The organism is Halostagnicola alkaliphila (genome assembly GCF_055379965.1).
This window is the reverse complement of sequence record NZ_AP043824.1, coordinates 400,266-419,474: the sequence shown is the minus strand read 5'-3', so window position 1 is coordinate 419,474 and position 19,209 is coordinate 400,266. Positions and strand designations below refer to the sequence as shown.

Here is a 19,209-nt window from a genome sequence, read left to right as displayed (position 1 = left end):
GAACAACCGTCACCGAGACCCCCACGGGGTTCGAGGGAAGCAGAGAGCGTCTAGCGATACCGGTTCCGGGTTCCCCGCTGTGACGACCGCGCGAGAACACTTGCGAAACATACCCGCATGACGACACACATCAAACTCCACGGAACGAAGGCGGAACGATTCGAAGAGGTAAAACTCGAGTTGAGTAACCGAATGGGTTACGAACTCAGCAATCCGGAAGTGCTCGGACTCCTGATGGCAGGGCTCGATTCGGACGATCCAAAGATCGGGGAGTTCCGACACTGAATCGGGTTCGCGACGACTCCGCTCGTTCGGTGTTGACGCACGGTTTCAATCGCGCACTGGAAGCAATACGCTGCAGGCCGCACGCTGCAGAGCCCGTACGCTAGAAGCCACACGCTACAGGCCACACGATACAACACGTCGTTCGAGCATCTAGTCTCGCTATCGTGATTCGAAAGAGGGTGGTTCCGCGCTCACTCGCCAAGCGTAACCCGCGTAGTTTCTTCGGTCGTCTGTTCGAAGTAATCGGTCGCCAGGATCGTGACGTCGTACTCGGCCTCGTCGCCGTTACTGTCTCGATCCGCGAGCGAATCGGTACCAGACGCTTCGTCGTCGCGCGCCATCGAACTCGAGGAATCGACGACCGCGGAGTCATCGGCGAGACGCATCTCGAGTTCAACGCCGTCGAGGTCTGCTCCCTCGTCAGAGATTTTCCACTCGACGACGGCCTCGGGCGAGCCGAGGAAGTCGTCGGCGGTGATCTCGAATCGATCGATGCTGGGGGCGGGAGACCGTTCGTCGAGCGAGAGTCGTTCCGTCTCCTCGGTCACGTTGCCCTCGCCGTCGGTGACCGAAAGCGTCACGTCGTACTCCTCGCCGGCCCCTTCGAGTCGGTCGCTGTTTCGGACCGTGTGGATGCCGCTCTCCTCGCCACCGTCGATCTCGGATTCGGTTCGGTGGATAACGTCCTCGTCGTCGGCGTAGCGGAGTTCGGTTGCGACGAACTCGAGTGCGTCGTCCTGATCCGAAACGTCCCAGTGGACGTTACACCGAACGAACTGGTCCGTGCTGTCGTCGGTGAGTTCGAACCGCTCGATCGTCGGCAGCCCCGGTTCCGGATCGGTCTCGACCGTCACGGTCTCGCCGGTCGTTTGCTCCCCGTCCCCCTCGAGAGTCGCTTCGACTTCGTACTCCGTTTCGGGCTCGAGGCCCGAAATATCGTCCTCGAAGGCGCCGATCGCCTCGAGCGAGTCGGACTCGGTGGGTTCCCACTCGTCGTCGCCGACCGGACGAGTTCTGAAAGCCGCATCGACGGTTCCGTTATCACCCAGGCCCGTTATCTCCCCGGCGACCCGTACCGTTCGGTGATCGGTGACGTCGACGTCATCCGTTTCGACGGCGAGGTCGTCGAGTCCGGTCGCGAACGTCACGACGTTTCCGGTCGTCGTCTCGTCGCCGTCGTCGAGAATTGCACGAACGTCGTACTCGGTATCCGGCTCGAGGTCGTCGACCGCCGTGTCGAACTCGTCGTCTTCCTCGAGCGGTTCCGATTCGGTCTCGTTCCACTCGGAGCCGTCGTACTCGCGCCACTGGAAGGAGATCTCGACAGCATCGGCGTCGGTGTCGGCGTTCTCGAGCGATCTGATCGACGCGTTGAACGTCGCTGAGGTCGTCCGCACGTCGGTGACGTCTTCGGTAGTGACGGGCTCGAGTTCGTCGAGGGCGTCGAACGCGTTGAGCAGGCCGTATCCCTGCTCGTCGTCGTCGAAACCGACGTCCTCGGCGGTCTCTCGCAGTATTCCGCGGACGCCGCCGGGATCGTCGAAGTCTTTCGCGTCTTCGGCGTGCGGAAGTCCCTGTCCCATCAGTTGGGCGCCGATACCGGCGATGTGCGGCGTCGACATGGACGTCCCGCTCAGGTAGACGTACTCGTCCCCGGGTTGGGTCGATAGCACGTCCGCTCCCGGAGCGACGAGTTCGATGGTCTCGCCGCGGGCCGACCAGTCCGGCACCTCGTCGTGGTCGTCCGTCGCGCCGACGGCGATGCACTCGTCGTACGCCGCCGGGTAGTCGATCCCGCCCAAAGAGCCGTCGTTGCCCGCCGCAGCGACGACGAGTACCCCGCGTTCGTAGGCGTATCCCAGGGCGTCCTCGAGCACCTGCGCCTCCTCGCTTCCCCCGAGGCTCAGGTTGATGACGTCGATGTCGTTGTCCGCACACCACTCGATGGCGGCGGCGATATCCGAATCGTATCCGGAGCCGTCGCCCGCAAGGACTTTGAGCGCGTAGATGTCCGCACCGGGAACGACGCCGACGACGCCGGCTCCGTTGTCGAGCGCCCCGATAGTGCCCGCACAGTGGGTCCCGTGCCCGCTTTCGTCGTCCCACTCGGACTCGCAAGCGGAACCGTCACACTCGGTGAACGCCTCGCCACCGGCCACCTCGAGGGTCTCGTGTTCGGGGTCGATTCCGGAGTCGAGGACGGCGACGGACCCGCCGTCGCTGCCCTCCGTACTGTCGTGGAAGTCGATCGCGCCGATACGTTCGACGCCCCAGGGCAGTTTTTGCTCCGCTCCCAGGTCGACGGCGTCGGCCGGTTCGATGTCGTTGCGAACCAAGGGTCGACGGACGTGATCTCGTTCGACGTACCTGACGTCCGATCTCGCCTCGAACTCTTCCCGTGCTTGGTCGTCGATGCTGGCGACGACGACGCCGCCGGTCGAAGCGAGATCCAGCGATCGGTGCACTCGTGTCGCCTGCCGCGAGACGCTGGCGCTCGAGGTCCCCTCCTCGAGACCGACGACGTACCGGTCGAGGTCGTCCCCGTTCTCCGTCTCCTCGCCCGTTGCAGGAGCGATTCCGAGAGCGACCGCGAGACCGCCACCAATCATCCCGAGTGCGTTTCGTCGCGAGACTCCTAACCGGGCTATCGAGACGAGACACACGAGAGATGGAGCGACCGAAAGCACGAGACTCCGTTTCATCGATCTGCTCCAAAGTGAAATCCAGTCTAAAATATCGCGATTTCGTTGATTCGTCCGCGGAGATTCGCCGCCGTTCGAGTGGGTGTTTCCCCGTTCGGTCATATTCTTCTTCACGATGCTTCACTCGGCTATCGACTAAGCCGCACGCGCTACGTGGATAGCCTCCACCGATCCTCGAGTCGATTCGAATAGCGGTCGGATTCATATACGCGTGACATCCACCTTCGGTGAATCACTCGACGAGAGGAAGGTCGGACGTGATCGGCCGTCTCGCGAGGTCGCAGTAGCGACGCAATTCGATTCGTTCAGCTTTCGAAGACGGTTCCGCTGCTCGAGTCGGCCGGTGACGAGACGGGGAAGCGCCCGATCGCGGAACCGGCGACGGTCCGCTCGATTGTCGACAGTGGGGGTACGCGGCGAACACCTGGCCTTCAACGTACATCGGTTGGCGGACGTTCACGACATAGGCGCTCGCTTTTCTCGTTCGTGTCGCCTTTAAGCGCTAGCGATACGCACTCTCCTCGAGACTTCCACCGCCTCGGGAACTCAAAGCAGACTGTATCCGGCGATCCGATGGGTGGTCGACGACGTACCTGTCGCGTCGGTCGAAACGCCCTCATCGCCTTCGGACGCAAATACGACGGTCCGTGAACACCGATGAGCAGCACTACACCAACGCGCGACGGCCGAGACGTCGGCGACCCGATACGGGTTCTCTTCGTCGATACGAACGAGGACTCCATCGGAGCCGCGACGGCCGTGTTCGAAGACGAGTTCGGTATCAGCGTGACCGTCGCCTCGACCGACGCGGACGTCTCTCGCTCGCTCGAGTCGGTCGACTGCGTCGTCAGCGAGGTTCGTTTGCGGGAGACGAGCGGTCTGGATCTCCTTCGATCGGTGCGCCGAATCGACCCGGACCTGCCGTACATTTTCTTCGCGGAGGCCCGTGCTGACAACCTCGTCGAGAAGGCCCTCTCGGAAGGGGCGACGGACTACCTGTGGAAGGGATCCAGCGACCGCGGGTTCCGATGGCTGGCCTCGAGAGTAGCCGACGCCGTCGCACGACGACGCGCGACCGACGGCGTTCGTTCGAAATCCGTCGGTTCCGTCAGCCCCGGCGCGGTCGTCGAAGGAAGCTGCCTGCTAGACGAGTCGTTGGCGTTCGAAAGCATCGGCGAGAGCTACGCCGATTTACACGGATACGCTCCCGAGGAATTGCTCGGCAAGTCGTGGTCGACGGTCTTTCCGACCGACGAGCGAGACCGCTTCGAACACATCGCGAAACGCGTCCGATCGTACGGAGGGGCGACGGACGAGCCGACCGCTATTCGCGCCGACGGACGGCGGTTCCCGGTTCGAGTGTCGATCGGTCGGGGCGAGGGAGACAAGTACGTGTGTACAGCGACCGCCCTCTCCGAGCGCGGCGGTTCGATCGCCGATATCGAGGAGCGTACCAGCGACCGCGTCGCGCACCACCTCGCCGTCCTCGGACCGCTCGTTAGATCGAGCGGTGTGCGAGACCCGGTCCGTCAGGAAGACGTCTGCACCGCCGTCGTCGAAGCGATAGAAGCGCTTCGAAACGGCGCATTCGCAAGCGTCTACCTGTACGACGAGGGCGAAGACGCGCTCCGTCGACAGGCTGCGAGCCGGCGCTTCGAGGACGGTGCCACCGAAATCCCGCTCGAAGACGAGTCTACACCCGAATGGAGCGCGCTAATCGATCACGAGTCCGTGTTCGTCACGACATTGCTACCCAGACCGGCGAACCCGGTGTACGATCCCGACCAAGCGCGAGGTATCGTCGTTCCGGTCGGTACTCGAGGAATTCTCTGCGCCGGCGCTATCGAGGGTGCTCGACTGACGTCGAACGACCACTCTCTCGCACGCCTCGCGGGAGCTATCGCAGGGACCGCGTTGGACCGCATCGACGACGAACGCCGGCTGAAAATGTGTAATCAGCAACTCGAGGCGACGACGAAGACGGCCGACCGACTCGTCGAAACGCACGAACTCCTCCAGCGAACCGGCCGAGCGATTCGGACGGCGTGGACGCGAGACGAACTCGAGGCACGGGTCTGTGAGCGGATCGTCGCGAGAGATCGGTACGCGTTCGCCATAATTGCCGACCGTGACAGGGTGAGCGAGGAGATACGCGATCGAGCGTCCGCCGGCCCCGAAAGTCGATACCTCGAAGGAGTCGAACGCGACGGCGAAATACTCCTCGAAGAGAGCGAACCGACGGCACGCGCGATCCACACCCTCGAGGCGCAGGTCGAGCGTCATCTCGTGACGGACGCTGTCGGCGAGCGGTGGCGACAGGGTGCGATCGCGAGTGGGTTTCGATCCGTTCTCAGCGTTCCGCTCGTCTTCAAAGAGCGGTCCTACGGCGCTCTGGCGGTGTACAGCGAGCGCCCCAACGCGTTCGATCGAGTGGAACGCGAGCAGTTCGAGGAGATCGGACGGTGGCTCGGCCACGCCCTCCACACGATCGAGCTGAAAACCGCCCTCGTCGGTCGGGACGGCGTCGAACTCGAATTTCGCGTTCGCGACCGCGAGATCGAGTTCCTCGAGTGGACGCGAACGGCGGAGTCGACGTACGAGTTCGAGTCGGTCACGCCGCGGTCCGACGGCTCGATTCGTGGCTTATTCACCGTCGGCGGTGGTTCCGTCGAGACGATTCTCGAGCTGGCGAGTCGGTCGCCGGCAGTCACGGCGACTCGACTCGTCACCGAACGGGGCGACGACCACGTGTTCGAGTGTACGCTTACCGAAGCAAGTCTCGTCGCGCGCCTGCTCGAGTACGGAGCCGTCCCGAAAACGATCACCGCGGCAGACGGGATTGGTCGTCTAGTCGTCGTCCTCCCCGAGCACGCAGACGTTCGCGAGTTTAACGACGTGTTCGACCGCATGTACCCGGATTCGACGCTGGTCCGCCGGCAGGATCACGAGTACGTCGCGCGAACGAAGGACGGTTTTCTCGCCGATCTCGAAGACGAGTTGACCGAAAAGCAGTTCGAGGCGCTCGAGGTGGCGTTCGTCGACGGCTACTTCGACGTCCCTCGAGCCGCGACCGGAGCGGCGGTCGCGGAGGGAATCGGCATTAGCCAACCGACGTTCAATCATCATCTTCGCGCCGCCCAGCGAAAGCTGCTCTCGATGATATTGTCCGAGCGAGAAAACGGCTCAGACGAACGATAACGGATCGACGTGTCGTCGAGAATCGAATTCGTACACGCGCCGTACAGCCGTCGGACGAGCGTACTGTGTTAGCAATTGCTCAGGAATAGGAGATTATTTGAATCCGATCTATCGGTACGTGTCGAAACGAGTGCTGGCATGGGCAAGCAAAATACGAAACCGCGGATAGATCCTTAGTGATACACGTAATTAAATACACACTTCGATCCCTATACGGGTGATGGAACGGTTGGTTCGGTGGTTGGGAAATCTTGAGTCAGTAATCATCGTTAATGATGTCAGAGAAATATATGTACGGCGATAATCGCCGAACGACAACCCGCCTGGGAACTCTCGTCGGTGGCCCCCACCGGCGCCCCAAGTCGGCACTCGGCAAATCGATCACACGATACCAACAATGACCCTCGAAAACATCGGTCGACGGGAATTCATCGCGGCAGGAGTCGCCGGGATTTCGGCAACGGCAGCGTACGGTGCCACCACGCTCGGTGTGACGACGGCGTTCGACCAAACGCAAATCACGACGATCGTTCCGTGGTCGCAGGGCGGCGGCACCGACCGGGCGATGCGCGTTACCACACCAACGTGGTCCGAACTTCTAGACGTGGAGTTCGTCGTCGAAAACTATCCCGGCGGATCCACGCAGATCGGTGGCGAGCAGGTGTACAACGCAGACCCGGACGGGTTTACGATCGCGATGTGGAACATGCCGCAAATGCAGGCGACGTGGTTGTTCCAGGATGCGCCGTACAGGAAGAACGACTTCGATTACCTCGGGACTCACCACTGGGACCCGACCATGTGGTTCGCACCGCCCGATCGACCGTACGGTGATCTCGAGGAGTTCGTCGAGTACGCCCGCGAAGAAGGGGCGACCGTCGGAATCACTGCGTCGATCGGAAACACAGCGCTTTCGGCGCTACTCGTCGATGACGCTTACGACCTCGATCTGACGATCGTCAATATGGAGGGCGGGTCGGGGCTCCGACAGGGCATCCTCGCCGGGGACATCGACGCGGGTGTCAACCAACCCTGGTCGTTCAATCCCGATCACGTCGACGACGTGACTGCACTCGGAACCCACACCGCAGAGCAACAGGAGGTGTGGCCGACCGCCCCGTCGTTCGGCGAACTTGGATTGGACGAGGTGCCGTTGGTCGAAGAAGGTCTCGGCCAGTGGAAACTGATCGTCGCGCCCGGCGGCGTTCGCGAGCGCCATCCCGACCGCTTCGAAGAGTTGGCGGAAAGCTACGCCGCGGTGTTCGAAGACGAGGAGTTTCAAACCCGGATCGAAGAACAGGGCGGGTTAGACGAGATCACGGACTATCAGGGCCCCGAAGAGACGGAGGAAGAAGTCGCGGAAAACGCTCGGTTCATGGAGGAGTACGCCGACGTGATCGAAGACTTCATCTACGATCGAGAGTAGTCATGACACGGATCACGCCGCCGGTCGTCACCGTCTCAATCGGATCACGAACCGCCCGCGTCGACACCGGTGAACTGCTGTTTCCGGGGATAGTATTAGCGTTTTGTCTATTTTACTACTGGGACACGCGCAACTTACCGGACCTCTCGATGCTGTACGCGGGTCCGCTTTTGTACGCGACCGCCGCCCTCGCCGTCGTTACCATCGTCGGGCAGGCCGTCTCGATCGACGGTCACGTAGACGGTCGCGAACGGCCTTCGGACGGGCCCCCGCCCGAGTTAGCGTCCGCCGAAACGAGCACCGAGACGCCAGCGGACGATCCGTTTTTCACCGTCCGTAATGCGGTGCTATTGGTCGGGTTGACGGCCGCCTACATCGTCGCCCTCGATCCGGTCGGATTCCTCGTGACGACCGTCGTCTTCCTCGCGCTCACGCTGTTCCTGTTCGGCGAGCGCGATCCGGCCAAAATCGCGCTTTATTCGGTCGGAGTAGCGTTCGTCGTCTGGCTAGTGTTTATCCAGTGGCTGATGGTCCCACTATGATCGACCCGCTGTTTACCCCCGCGACGATAGAGGGTGGAATCGGCATACTCACGGATCCGTACATCCTCCTCGCAATCCTCGTCGGGACCGCAATCGGCGTCATCTTCGGCGCAGTCCCCGGCTTTTCCGCGACGATGACCATCGTCCTCTTTACACCGGTCACGATCGCGTTCGAGCCGACAACCGCGTTAATCTTCCTGGTAGCGGCCTACGGCGGCGCGGTGTACGGGGGATCGATCCCGGCGATCCTCATCAACACGCCCGGCGCACCGGGTTCTGTCGTCACCTGTTGGGACGGGTACGAACTCACGAAACAGGGACGGGCCGTCTACGCGCTCGCCGTCTCGGCGATCGTGTCGGGAATCGCGGGGCTGTTCGCGGCAGTCGTTCTCCTCGTTTTCGCGCCGCCGATTTCCTCGTTCGCGCTCAACTTCGGAGCGCCGGAGATGTTCCTGCTCGCGGTGTTCGCGCTCTCGATTATCCCCGCCGCAAAGGGATCCTCACTCTCGAAGGCGCTTCTGGCCGGCGCGTTCGGGCTGCTAATCGGAACGGTCGGAAACGACCCACAACTCTCCCAATCGCGAGCGACGTTCGACCAGACGACGCTCCTCGCCGGCGTCGACTTCATCGTCGTGCTAATCGGGCTGTTCGTCCTCACGGAGCTGTTTCGGTTGGCCTTTCGCGGAACCGTCGTCACCGACGACGAGCACACCAGAGGCGGGTCGGCTGAGGTGTACGAAGCAGCCCGAGCGGTAGCTTCGCGTCCGATCGGGTCCGCTCGAGGAATGTTCATCGGTGCCTTCATCGGATCGTTGCCGGGTGCGGGCGCGGACGTGGCGAACTTCGTCTCGTACAACGAGGCCAAGCGATGGGCCAACGAAGAACTCGCCGAACGGTTCGGGGGCGGGGCCATCGAGGGAGTCATCGCCGCCGACTCGAGTAACAACGCAACCCAGGGCGGCGCGTTAATCCCGACGCTCACACTCGGGATCCCGGGCAGCGGCGCGACGGCGGCGCTGTTGGGCGCGATCGCTCTCCACGGCCTTAATCCCGGCCCCGGGCTGTTCGAATCCTCCGGCGACATCGTCTACGCGATGATCCTCTCGTTGTTCATCGGAAACGTTCTCATTCTGATCTACGGAATCTCGGGATCGCAATATTTCGGGAAACTCGCGTACATTCCGGTTCGATACATTATCCCGACGGTGACGGTACTTGCGATCGTCGGCGCGTTCGCGGTCCGGAACGCCACCGTGGATCTGTACATCGTGTTACTGTTCGGACTGATCGGGTTACTGTTCGTCAAGTACGACTATCCGCTGGTCAGTCTCGTGTTAGGGGTTATTCTCGGCGATATCGCCGAATCTGGCTTCGTTACCGGCTGGCTGTTGACCGGCGAGAGCGTCACGGCCTTCCTCTTTAACAGTTACATCGCCGTCGGATTACTGGTCCTCACCCTCCTCTCGTTGATCGTCACCGTCCTCAAAAACTGAGTGACTATCGATCAGGAACTGACACTACTGATCTCGACGTCGTACGAAGCGACCCGGACTTGACTCGCCGGAAACGTGATACGAGGCGACCAGGACTCGACTCGCCAGCAACGGAACGGGCTATCGTAGTTAGTTGCTAGCGGATCCATCGTCGACCGCGACGATTTCGTCGGATCTGACCAAGTCACCGAAATCCGTGTATTCGTTCCCGTCGTCGTCCGTTTTGACCATTTCTTCGTAAAATTCGACCCGTGACCGGTTCCACGACCCCGATTCGACTTCCTCCGCAGCGACGAGCCCTTCTCGGCCGGGAAGATCGAACTCCTCGACCGTTCGCTCGCTGGCCCGTACGGCGTACCGAAGACTGCCGCCGTCAACGTCGTCGTCCGCCGACCTCGGGAGGTGAAGCGGCCTGATAATCGAGGTGGGTAACTTCGTGTCTTCGTCGACGTACAGGACGAGTTCTTCGCCGTCGGTCTTGGTGAGCAACTGTTCTGCGATCTCGTTCGGATCTTGTTTATCCGTTGTCATTGTGTTCGAGATGGTGCCGTCGGTAGTTCCGCATCGGTTGCGACGAGCGAGTTGCCGACGAAGCGGTTTTCAATCGTCGGCTTCTCCGTCGCCGACTCGTCGAATGCTGTCGTACGCGAAGAGCTCGTCACCGTCGAGCGTACACTGCTTGCATCCGAGACACTCGAAACCCTCGTCGTAGAGGTTATTGTACGGTATGTCTCGGCGCTCGTGGTACTCCCAGACGTCCTCCGTCGTCCAGTGGACGATCGGGTTGACTCGGACGACCTCGGACTTCTCTTCGAAGAAGTCGAGATTCTTCCGCCATTCGTAGCTTTTATCGCCGTCGCCGAGACCCTCGTCGATCCGGTATCCCGTGATCCAGCTGTCGTGTCCGTCGATCATCTCCTCCATCGGATTCGACTTGAGCGTCGTACAGCACAGGTCTGGCTTCCGTTGGTTCACCCGCGGCCCGTGCTCTGCGACGAGTTCTTCGTAACTCGAGTCGGGCTCGTAGGTCTCGAACGTAACGCCGTAGTAGTCCTCGAGCTCGTCTTTCATCTCCCAGGTCGCCTCGAAGTGATTACCGTGGTCGAGAAAGGAGAGCGCCGTTCGTTCCTCGAGGTCGGCGCTCGTCCTGTCGATGAGGTCGAGGACGGCGTTCGAGTCCTTTCCGAAACTACAGGTGAACACCGGCGAATCGAATCGATCCCACGTTTCTTCGAGTACGTCGAGGGATTTTTCGACCGTTTCGTCGAGAGGGGTTGATTCGATAGGGATATCGGTTGACATTGTTGTGTAGTGGGCGGGTTCGTGGCTGATTAGTGCACCACAGCGGTCGAATTTTCGGATCTCAGCCACGCCCGGACAGTATAGGGTAGTCAGCAAGAGAGGGATGGCTCTTCTGCCTGCGTATTCGGGTCTCGAGAGCGATCGAAATCGACCGCGTGATAAGCTCACCGCCGTTTCTCTCGAGACGACTATCTCGGCTCGATTTTTCCGCAGGTGATCCGGATCGGTCGATCACTGAAACCGCCGTTCGGCGACGACTACGGGTCGGCCAACGGACATAGGCTGCACCGCATCCAACCACATAGGCAGACAACTCTCGACAATGCGTGTCGTTTGTAAACGCATAGTACCCATTCAGCGTCGTTTGCCCACTCGCACCCGGAAGCGAATTCGATGACGCTCGATCGGTACTATACCGGTGACGGACGACTCCGTGCCTTCGCCCCCTGGTGATACGGACTCACCTCCCGGATGATACCGACTCGTCTCTGGAATACTGCCGACCTCGTCGCCCACATGGGATTCAACGGACAAGGGGGCTCGAGCAACGACATCGACCGGTCACCGGCGAACGCGGTTTTCGTTCGCCATGGATCGAAGATGACTACGCGCTTGCAGTAGATGGGGTATGCTGCGATGGACGCCGCATGCCACAACGAACGCTACACGACAGCAACGAACGCTACACGACAGCAACGGACACAATTACAACACCACCAATGACCTCACACATCAAACTGTACGGATCCAAAAGCAACCGGTTCGAAGAGATCAAAACGAGTATGGAACAACAACTCGGTTACGAGCCGTCGAACCCCGAAGTCGTCGGGCTCATCATGGCCGCGTACGAAACCGAGGAGAACAACGCGCTTCAGGTCGACAATGCACTCCTGTGAGACCTGCGGGAGCCCCCTCTCTCGAGCGTACGTTCGCGTGATGGGAGACAACCGAAACGGCGTGTACGAATGCCTTCACTGTCTGCGATCGAGGCGATGGGAATAGCGATACTGACGCCGCTCAGCGAAGTTTCCAGAACACTCGGCGATCCTCGCCTCCATCTTCGAAGTCGAAGACCCAGTACAGTTCGGAAACTCCCTCTTCGAGCTGGTAGGCGATCTTTCGGTCGGACTCCTCGCCGTCTTCCAGAACGTCTCCGTCGAAATCCTCGAGCGCCCCGACGGCGCCAGCCGCTTCCTCGTAACTGCGGCCGAACTCGTCCTTAAGCTGGGCCTGGCCCGCCGAGAGGGTGTGTTCGCGCCCGCTTGCGTTCTCGAACCGAACCCCCACCGCGACGATTTCGTACCCCTCGTCGGATTGCATGAACCCGCCCAGGTTGTTTCCGTGCTCGAGACCCGTTACCGTCACTTCGAATCCACCCGTTTCGACTCCCTGGGAAAACTCGAGCGCGTCGGTGGATAGGTCTTGTTCGATCGTCTCGGCCGGTTCGGCTTCCGACTCGAGGTCGACGGCGTACTCCTCGTCCGCCTCGCCGAACTCGAGGAGGAGTACCAACTCCTCGGCGTCGTCGTCGATTTCGTAGACGAGATCCCCTCGAGCGACTTCGCCGGGCGCGAGTCGCACCTCGGCGACACCGGCCGCCTCGTCGTCGTTTTCGGACGGAGCTTCGACGTTGCCGGTCGGTTCCTCCCCGTCGTCGGCGAGTGAAATCGCGAGGTGATCGTCGATCGTTGCAACGGGTTCGTCTCCGGCGTACTGCAGGGCGAGATCGACGACCGCAAACGCCGATCCCTCGTCCGCCTCGCGCACTTCGGTATTCGGCCCCGCGACAGCCCCGCTCGCTTTCGCCATCCCACCGTTCGCGTCCATCGCATTACCGCTCTGTCCAATCACCACGTCATCCGCGCGATCGAAAGCCGAAACGATGAGGTGGAGGTCGTCCACCTCGAGGCGTTCGCCGACCTCGACGGTGGTCGGCACCTCCGAGTCGCCGGACTCGTCCGTTTCGTCCGTCTCGTCGGTCGGCTCGGATTCATCCGCAGAAGCCGTGGCATCGCCTTCCTCCAGGTCCGTGGGCTCGACGTCCGGTTCGTCGGATTCGTCGTTCTCGTCACCGGCACAGCCGGCGAGGACGAGGGTTCCACCGGCAACTACGGAGAGATATGTTCGCCGATCGATCCGTTCCATAATCGAACCCGGTGACGGGCCAGCAAGTACGGTGGGTGAAAACTACCGCCGAACCGGGAAGAAACGGCTGCAGGTGTCGGCCAACCCACGCCACGCGCGGAACATTCAACCTTCCTCTAATACTATCAGACAGAACTACGTGAAGATCGGTCGCTCCGTTGCGGCCGTCGCCGGTAGAGACGGCCGCGAATTCGCGACCGACTTCGTATTGACTTCTGTCCGACAGTATAACTCACGCGAGCGCTCCGACCGGCGGACGGAAACGACCCGTTTCTTCGACCACCCTTCATAGCCCGCCGAAGCCTGTTCGTGGTATCCACGCCGATGACAGCCAACTGCACCTACTGCGGCGAATCGCTTCCGGACGAGGAGTACGACGGCCACCTCAGACGAGCGCACGCCGACGAACTGACGAACATCGACAGCCGTCGTTTGAACGTCTCATCCGCGGATTCGGGTGGGAGAAAAACGAGCCGGAGAAGGCTGGCTCTTTACGCGGGTGTGACCGCCGTCCTCGTCCTGTTCGTCCTGGGGTACATGACGGTGTTTTTCAACTCCGGATCGGCCGTGAGTTCGGCCGCGGTACAACCGGACGCCTCGAGCGAAATCCACGAACACGGCACGATCTCCGTCGTGTACGATGACACCGCCGTCGCGTTCGACGATCCGGAGCACCTCGAGCGCGACGGCTGTTTCCACTTCCACGGCTCCGACGACGCCGAGGTTTGGCACGCCCACTGCGAGGACGTGACGATCGAGTACGCCCTCGAGACGCTCGGAATGGACGTGACGGCGGACCGCTTCGCCGTCGGCGGCGAGACGTTCGCCGAAGACGACGGAGACAGCGTCTCCGTCACCGTCAACGGCGAGGAAGTCGATCCGCAAACGTACGTGCTTGAGGGCGTCGGACCCGTCGACGACGCGAAAGACGGAGCCGGTGACCGCGTCGAAATCGTCGCTGAGTCGGGTGACTGACGGCTTCTCGAGTTCGATCAAGAGACCGTCGCGGCTCGAGCAATCACTAACCGACGTGACTCGAACAAGCACGAGGCGAGCGTAACCCCCTCCTTCCGAAGGCGACCCCGGATCGACGCGGTTTTTCACCGTCCTTATACGAAGCCGCCCGTCCTCGACGACGAATAGACCCTTAGCACTAGCAACGCTTGCTCGGGGTGGACAAAATGATTCGAATACCGGATCCGACGTGTATCGGCTGTGGCAGTATCTTCGAGTTAGACGATTCGTACCACGGGTATTACTGTGGCGACTGCCGCCTCGAGCGCGGCGAACAGCGCAGTTAGGTGCGGACCGATACCGAAATCGATCACGCGTGATGCGTGTAGGGCTGTCGATCGAACCCCGAACTGGCGACTAAACCCGGGCCGCCGATTAAACGGTTCGTGCGGCCGCAGATCGAACGGTTCGTCCGCGGATGGTCCGACTGACACCGTTCTCGAGACGAGCGACGACTGGTGCTGAGAACGACAACTCACGCTCGACACCGAGTTTCCGACTGGAGCGGGGACCGACGCTCGGGGACGCCTGCAAGGAACTTCACACCCGCTCGAGGTCGCAACGTCTCCTCGGCTTCCGCGGCCCCTAGACGCCGAGAAGTCTGAGGAGCACGCCGCCGAGGAGGAAGAATACACCGCTAACCGTGCCGACCAAGGGCGGCAGAACGGGGATCGGAATCACGATCAGGAGGAGTCCAATTACGATCGCTATCGTCGACGGTCTCACACGGGCTCTTCACCTCGGACCCAAAAAAGGGTAGGGGCCGGGACGAACAGCTCGGTCTTGGAAAATCGAGTGCGACGGGTAGCGGAGTGGGCCGAGGCCACCGGCTGGCCGACGATCAGTGCGACTGTCCGATACTCCGCGGAGACGACCCCAACCGGCGGCGTTCCCCGCGATTCTTCCACACCCTTCGTCGTCTCCTTTTGGGTAACTGTGGCGAAGAGCCCGTTGTCTAGAGACCTATCCGAATCGTAACCGACGGGTCGGCTAGATGGGAGAACCGGAACATGATAGATCAACTTGGTGTCCTCGCGTTAGCCGCCCTTCTGGTCGTCGGTGGCGTCATCGCCGCAAGCGGTGCCGTCCCGACAGGTGACGACCAGACTGTCGTCTACACCATGGACGACGAGCGATGTGACGTGAGCGAACACCTGGACGAAGCCGTCGATACCACGAGCGAGATCGACGAGAGCGAGAGTGAGAGTGAAAGCGACCGCGATCGGTCGAACAACGATCACAGGGAGAACGAACACGAACGAGAGCTGAGCGAAAGTGCGAACGAGCGTGACAGCTCGAGCGATCTCGACGAAAGCGAACGCGACGTTTCCGAGCGCGACAGCAGTCACGACGGCGAGTACGACCGCGACGAAAGCGAGTCCGAAGTGAACGACCGCGACGAACACCGTGACGCCAGCAGCGAGCGCGACGTCAGCGATCTCGACGAAAGCGAACGCGACGTCAGCGAGAGCGAGGTCGACGACACCGACGTCGAGATCGACGAAGCTGAGAGCGAGAGCGATCACGACGTCAGCGAGAGCGACGCGACCGACTCGAGCGCCGACAGCACCCACAGCGAGAGCGATTCTGGTGCCAGCGAACGCGCCTCCGAGGAAAGCGAACAGGACGCGAGCGAGAGCGACCTCGAGACCGACGAGCGCGACGAGGCCACGGACGAAAGCGATCGCGACCGAAGCGAGAGCGACATCGACTACGACGACGCGGAACGCGAGACGAGCGAGAGCGATAGCCGTGATGTCGAGACGAGTGAAAGCGAACGCGGTTCCGACGAACGCGATATCGACGACAGCGCCGTCGAAGAAAGCGAACGCGATGTCAGCGAGGGCGAACTCGAGGAGCACGAAAGCGAGAGCGATGCCAGTTCGGGCGACGAGTCCGACCGGTTCGTAAGCGACGGCGAGTCGGAACGGATCGACGAAGACCGGTTCGACCGCGGCGACGACGCGGACGCCGCAGAGCAGTACGAGGCTGAGAGCGACGCTGAGAGCGAGGAGTCGGACTCGAGCGAGCAACGCGAAAGCGAACGCGACGGCGAGACGAGCGAAACCGACCGCGCGGAGAGCGAGGCCGATTCCAGCGAGACCGATCGGAGCGAAAGCGACCGAAGCGACTTCACCAGTGAATCGTTCCTAGACGAAGCCCTCGAGACGGCACTCGACGAAAGCGAGAGCACTCGAGACGGCGGCGAAAGCGGCGTCGACGAGAGCGAGCGCGATGCCAGCAGCGTCGAGGGAGAGCGCTCTCAGAGCGAATCCGCCACTGACGAACACGCCAGCGACAGCAGCGACTCCGAGAGCGATCAACACGATCGGACCGCCGAGAGCGCCGACAGCGACGAGGAGAGCACCGAGAGCGAACGCACCGACCGCGCCAGCGACGGCGAACGAACCTCGAGCGAACGCGACGGCAGCACGTACTCCGACGAGCGCGACGAGAGCGACCGCGACCGAAGCGAGCACGCGGAATCCGAACTCGACACCGAGAGCGAGAGCGACACCGGTACCGACGAACGCGAGGACACGGACACGGAACGCGAACGCATCAGTGACCGCGACAGCAGCCGCGACGAGAGCGAACGCGATCGTAGCGAGCGGACCGACGACAGCGAACGGGAGAGTCAACGCGACGAAAGCGAGAGCGAGTCCGACCTCGAGACGCGCGACAGCGACCGGAGCGACTCCGACAGCGAGAACGAGAGCGAACGGACTCAGACCGAACGCGACGAGACCGAACGCGAACAGACGACCGACTCCGATTGCGAGACGATCTCCGAACGGTTGATCGTCACCGGAGACAGCATCGAGGAACTCGAGCGCAAGGGCATCATCGCCGAAAACGCCGACGGTACCTTCGACGTCGACGTCAGCAAACTCGAGTGAGCGACACCGAACGAAAGCGGAGAGCGAGTCCGGCGCGAGTCGGGTTCGCGAGCGACTTTTTTCGGACCGACGAATCGAACGGACGGTCCCGTCGCTGATCGCGATTCGTCCGAGTCCGTTCGGGACTGATCACCCCTAGAAGCCCCCATCTATCCCGTATCTCCCCGGGGCTTCGTCTCCGGTTTTTAAGATACCCGAGCGGAGGGTCCAATGACCTACGGTATAGGTTTCGAGAGTAACGATGAGACAGAAACTAACAGTCATCACAATGATTGGTCTCCTTGTATTAGCCGGCGCGGCCGGCGTGAGCGGGACGGCCGGAGCGAGCTCCAGCCAGGCCGCGATGCAAGTGGACGATCGGTGTGACGAAGGAGAACACGTTGACGACAGCACGATGTCGTCCAACGACGAGGAGGAAACCGAGTACGAAAGTAGTAGCGACCGGGATCGCACGTCGAGCGATACCCGGGAACAGTCGAGCGACTCCGATCTAAGCGACAGCGACAGTTCGAGCGATAGCTCGAGCGACATGGACGAGAGTACGTTCGATCAAAGCGACAGCGACAGCTCGAGCGACAGCGACAGTGATCGCGACCAAAGCACGTCCGAAGTGAACGACCGCGACGAACACCACGACGCCAGCAGCGAGCGCGACGTCAGCGATATCGACGAAAGCGACCGCTCCGAGAGTCAGAGCGAGGTCGACGATACCGACCTCGAGATCAACGAAGACGAGAGCGAGAACGACCGCGACGTCAGCGATATCGACGACAGCGAGGAAAGCTCCGACAGCACCCACAGCGAGAGCGACTCGAGCGCGAGCGACAGTCAAAGCGACGAGAGCGACTCGAGTTCGAGCGATAGCTCGAGCGACACCGACGAAAGCGACAGCTCGAGCGACGAGAGCGAAAGCGACCGCTCCGAGAGCGACATCGATTACGACGACTCCGACTTCGACGTGAGCGAACGCACCGCGAGCACCCTCGACGAGAGCGACAGTCAGAGCGATTCCGACGAAAGCGATATCGACGAGAGCGACAGCTCCGTGAGTTCACACGACGCGAGCGAGTCCGATAGCGACGAAGACGAACGCGACTTCGAGGAGAGCGAATCCGACGAGAGCGACAGCTCCGAAAGCGAGAGCGAGTCCGACCTCGACGAACGCGACGCGAGCGACCGCGGACAGAACGACCGCGACAGCTACGACCGGATCGATAGCGACAGCGACAGCGACGCCAAAGAGAGCTCCCAGAGCGATCGCGATACGAGCGAAAACGACCGCAGCGTGAGCGAAAGCTCCTTCGACGAATCGGACCGCGACGAGAGCGAGAGCGAACTCACCCAGAGCGACCGCAGTAGCTCGGACAACGAGAGCGACTACAGCGAGAGCGACGACTCCGAACTCGACGCGAGCGAAACCGACCGACACGGTTCGGAGAAGACCTCCGACGCGAGTGACCGGGACGTGAGCACGGCAGACAGCGATAGAGTCCACAGCGAGTCCGACGCAGACGAGAACGCGAGCGACAGCAGCGAATCCGAGAGTGACGAGAACGAAAGTAACCTAGAGACGACGGACGCCGACGACGAACGAACGAACAGCCAGTTCGACGAGAGCGAGAGCTCCAGCGACCGCACGTACAGCGAGAACGATCAGAGTACGCTCACCGACGAGAGCGACATGAACGAGAGCGATCGCAGTGAAAGCAGCGACTCCGCACTCGATACCGAAAGTGACAGCGACACCGGCGTCGACACGATCGAGAACAACGACATCGAACACGAGTCCAGCAGCGAGCAGGACAGCGAGTCCGACGTGAGCGAGACCGACCGCAACGAGAGCAGCGACGACAACGAGTCCGAAAGCAGCCTCGAGGAGAGCACCAGTGACAGCGACGTCGACACCCGGGACAGCTCCCGAACCGACTCCGACACTGACTCCGAGACCGAGAGCTCACAGAGCGACAGCGACGAGAGTAGCTACGACGAATCCTACGATTCCAACTGTGGCCACGGCAACGACGACGGCGACGATGACGAGAACGATGCAGACGACGAAAACGACTCCGACAACCGCTCGAGCGTGACCTCGAGCATCGGCGCGGCAGTCGACAGCCTCGTCTCCCTCGTTATCGGATAACAACGGATAGCTACCCCGACACGTCTTTTTTCAGCGTCCCAGAAATCGACGCACCACGTCAC

General features: G+C 61.6%; 14 protein-coding genes. 10 read left to right on the top strand and 4 right to left on the bottom strand.

Annotated elements, in window-relative coordinates; all coding sequences use genetic code 11:
• Positions 1 to 117: 117 nt before the first annotated feature.
• Positions 118 to 285: a hypothetical protein gene (locus ACZ5C7_RS01745; protein ID WP_464374673.1), complete on the top strand. Its 168-nt coding sequence runs from the start codon at positions 118 to 120 to the stop codon at positions 283 to 285.
• A 191-nt stretch (positions 286 to 476) separates the two neighbouring features.
• Here the strand turns inward: ACZ5C7_RS01745 and ACZ5C7_RS01740 are convergent, their stop codons facing one another.
• Positions 477 to 2,987, bottom strand: coding sequence for a S8 family peptidase (locus tag ACZ5C7_RS01740; protein ID WP_464374672.1), 2,511 nt, complete (start codon positions 2,985 to 2,987; stop codon positions 477 to 479).
• A gap of 657 nt (positions 2,988 to 3,644) precedes the next feature.
• On the opposite strand from ACZ5C7_RS01740, the gene ACZ5C7_RS01735 reads away from it, so the two are divergent.
• From ACZ5C7_RS01735 to ACZ5C7_RS01720, 4 genes are all read left to right on the top strand, one after another.
• A complete protein-coding gene (locus ACZ5C7_RS01735) occupies positions 3,645 to 6,185 on the top strand; it encodes a bacterio-opsin activator domain-containing protein (protein ID WP_464374671.1) in 2,541 nt (846 codons plus the stop codon).
• 397 nt (positions 6,186 to 6,582) lie between these two features.
• Positions 6,583 to 7,611, top strand: coding sequence for a tripartite tricarboxylate transporter substrate-binding protein (locus ACZ5C7_RS01730; RefSeq protein WP_464374670.1), 1,029 nt, complete (start codon positions 6,583 to 6,585; stop codon positions 7,609 to 7,611).
• Positions 7,612 to 7,613: 2 nt separating this feature from the next.
• Positions 7,614 to 8,153, top strand: coding sequence for a tripartite tricarboxylate transporter TctB family protein (locus ACZ5C7_RS01725; RefSeq protein ID WP_464374669.1), 540 nt, complete (start codon positions 7,614 to 7,616; stop codon positions 8,151 to 8,153).
• Positions 8,150 to 9,646, top strand: coding sequence for a tripartite tricarboxylate transporter permease (locus tag ACZ5C7_RS01720; RefSeq protein ID WP_464374668.1), 1,497 nt, complete (start codon positions 8,150 to 8,152; stop codon positions 9,644 to 9,646). Before ACZ5C7_RS01725 ends, ACZ5C7_RS01720 begins: the two co-directional genes overlap by 4 nt.
• A gap of 129 nt (positions 9,647 to 9,775) precedes the next feature.
• Here ACZ5C7_RS01720 and ACZ5C7_RS01715 read toward each other — a convergent pair whose 3' ends face one another.
• The gene (locus ACZ5C7_RS01715; protein WP_464374667.1) at positions 9,776 to 10,177 is read right to left on the bottom strand and encodes a hypothetical protein; all 402 of its coding nucleotides are present in this window, start codon (positions 10,175 to 10,177) and stop codon (positions 9,776 to 9,778) included.
• 69 nt (positions 10,178 to 10,246) lie between these two features.
• On the bottom strand, positions 10,247 to 10,948 hold the full coding sequence (locus tag ACZ5C7_RS01710; RefSeq protein WP_464374666.1) for a phosphoadenosine phosphosulfate reductase family protein: 702 nt from the start codon (positions 10,946 to 10,948) through the stop codon (positions 10,247 to 10,249).
• A gap of 647 nt (positions 10,949 to 11,595) precedes the next feature.
• Between ACZ5C7_RS01710 and ACZ5C7_RS01705 the strand changes: the two genes are divergently transcribed.
• Complete coding sequence (locus ACZ5C7_RS01705; protein WP_464374665.1) at positions 11,596 to 11,844, top strand: hypothetical protein; 249 nt, start codon at positions 11,596 to 11,598, stop codon at positions 11,842 to 11,844.
• The gene (locus ACZ5C7_RS01700; RefSeq protein ID WP_464374664.1) at positions 11,831 to 11,950 is read left to right on the top strand and encodes a DUF7563 family protein; all 120 of its coding nucleotides are present in this window, start codon (positions 11,831 to 11,833) and stop codon (positions 11,948 to 11,950) included. The genes ACZ5C7_RS01705 and ACZ5C7_RS01700 overlap by 14 nt, the downstream gene beginning before the upstream one ends.
• Positions 11,951 to 11,965: 15 nt before the next feature.
• Here ACZ5C7_RS01700 and ACZ5C7_RS01695 read toward each other — a convergent pair whose 3' ends face one another.
• Entirely contained in the window at positions 11,966 to 13,093 is a 1,128-nt protein-coding gene (locus ACZ5C7_RS01695) for a DUF4352 domain-containing protein (RefSeq protein WP_464374663.1), read from the bottom strand.
• Positions 13,094 to 13,417: 324 nt separating this feature from the next.
• On the opposite strand from ACZ5C7_RS01695, the gene ACZ5C7_RS01690 reads away from it, so the two are divergent.
• The 3 genes from ACZ5C7_RS01690 (at position 13,418) to ACZ5C7_RS01680 (ending at position 19,147) form a co-directional block, all read left to right on the top strand.
• Entirely contained in the window at positions 13,418 to 14,068 is a 651-nt protein-coding gene (locus ACZ5C7_RS01690) for a hypothetical protein (RefSeq protein WP_464374662.1), read from the top strand.
• 1,049 nt (positions 14,069 to 15,117) lie between these two features.
• Positions 15,118 to 17,007, top strand: coding sequence for a hypothetical protein (locus ACZ5C7_RS01685; protein WP_464374661.1), 1,890 nt, complete (start codon positions 15,118 to 15,120; stop codon positions 17,005 to 17,007).
• Positions 17,008 to 17,275: 268 nt separating this feature from the next.
• Complete coding sequence (locus ACZ5C7_RS01680; RefSeq protein WP_464374660.1) at positions 17,276 to 19,147, top strand: midas domain-containing protein; 1,872 nt, start codon at positions 17,276 to 17,278, stop codon at positions 19,145 to 19,147.
• Positions 19,148 to 19,209 lie beyond the last annotated feature (62 nt).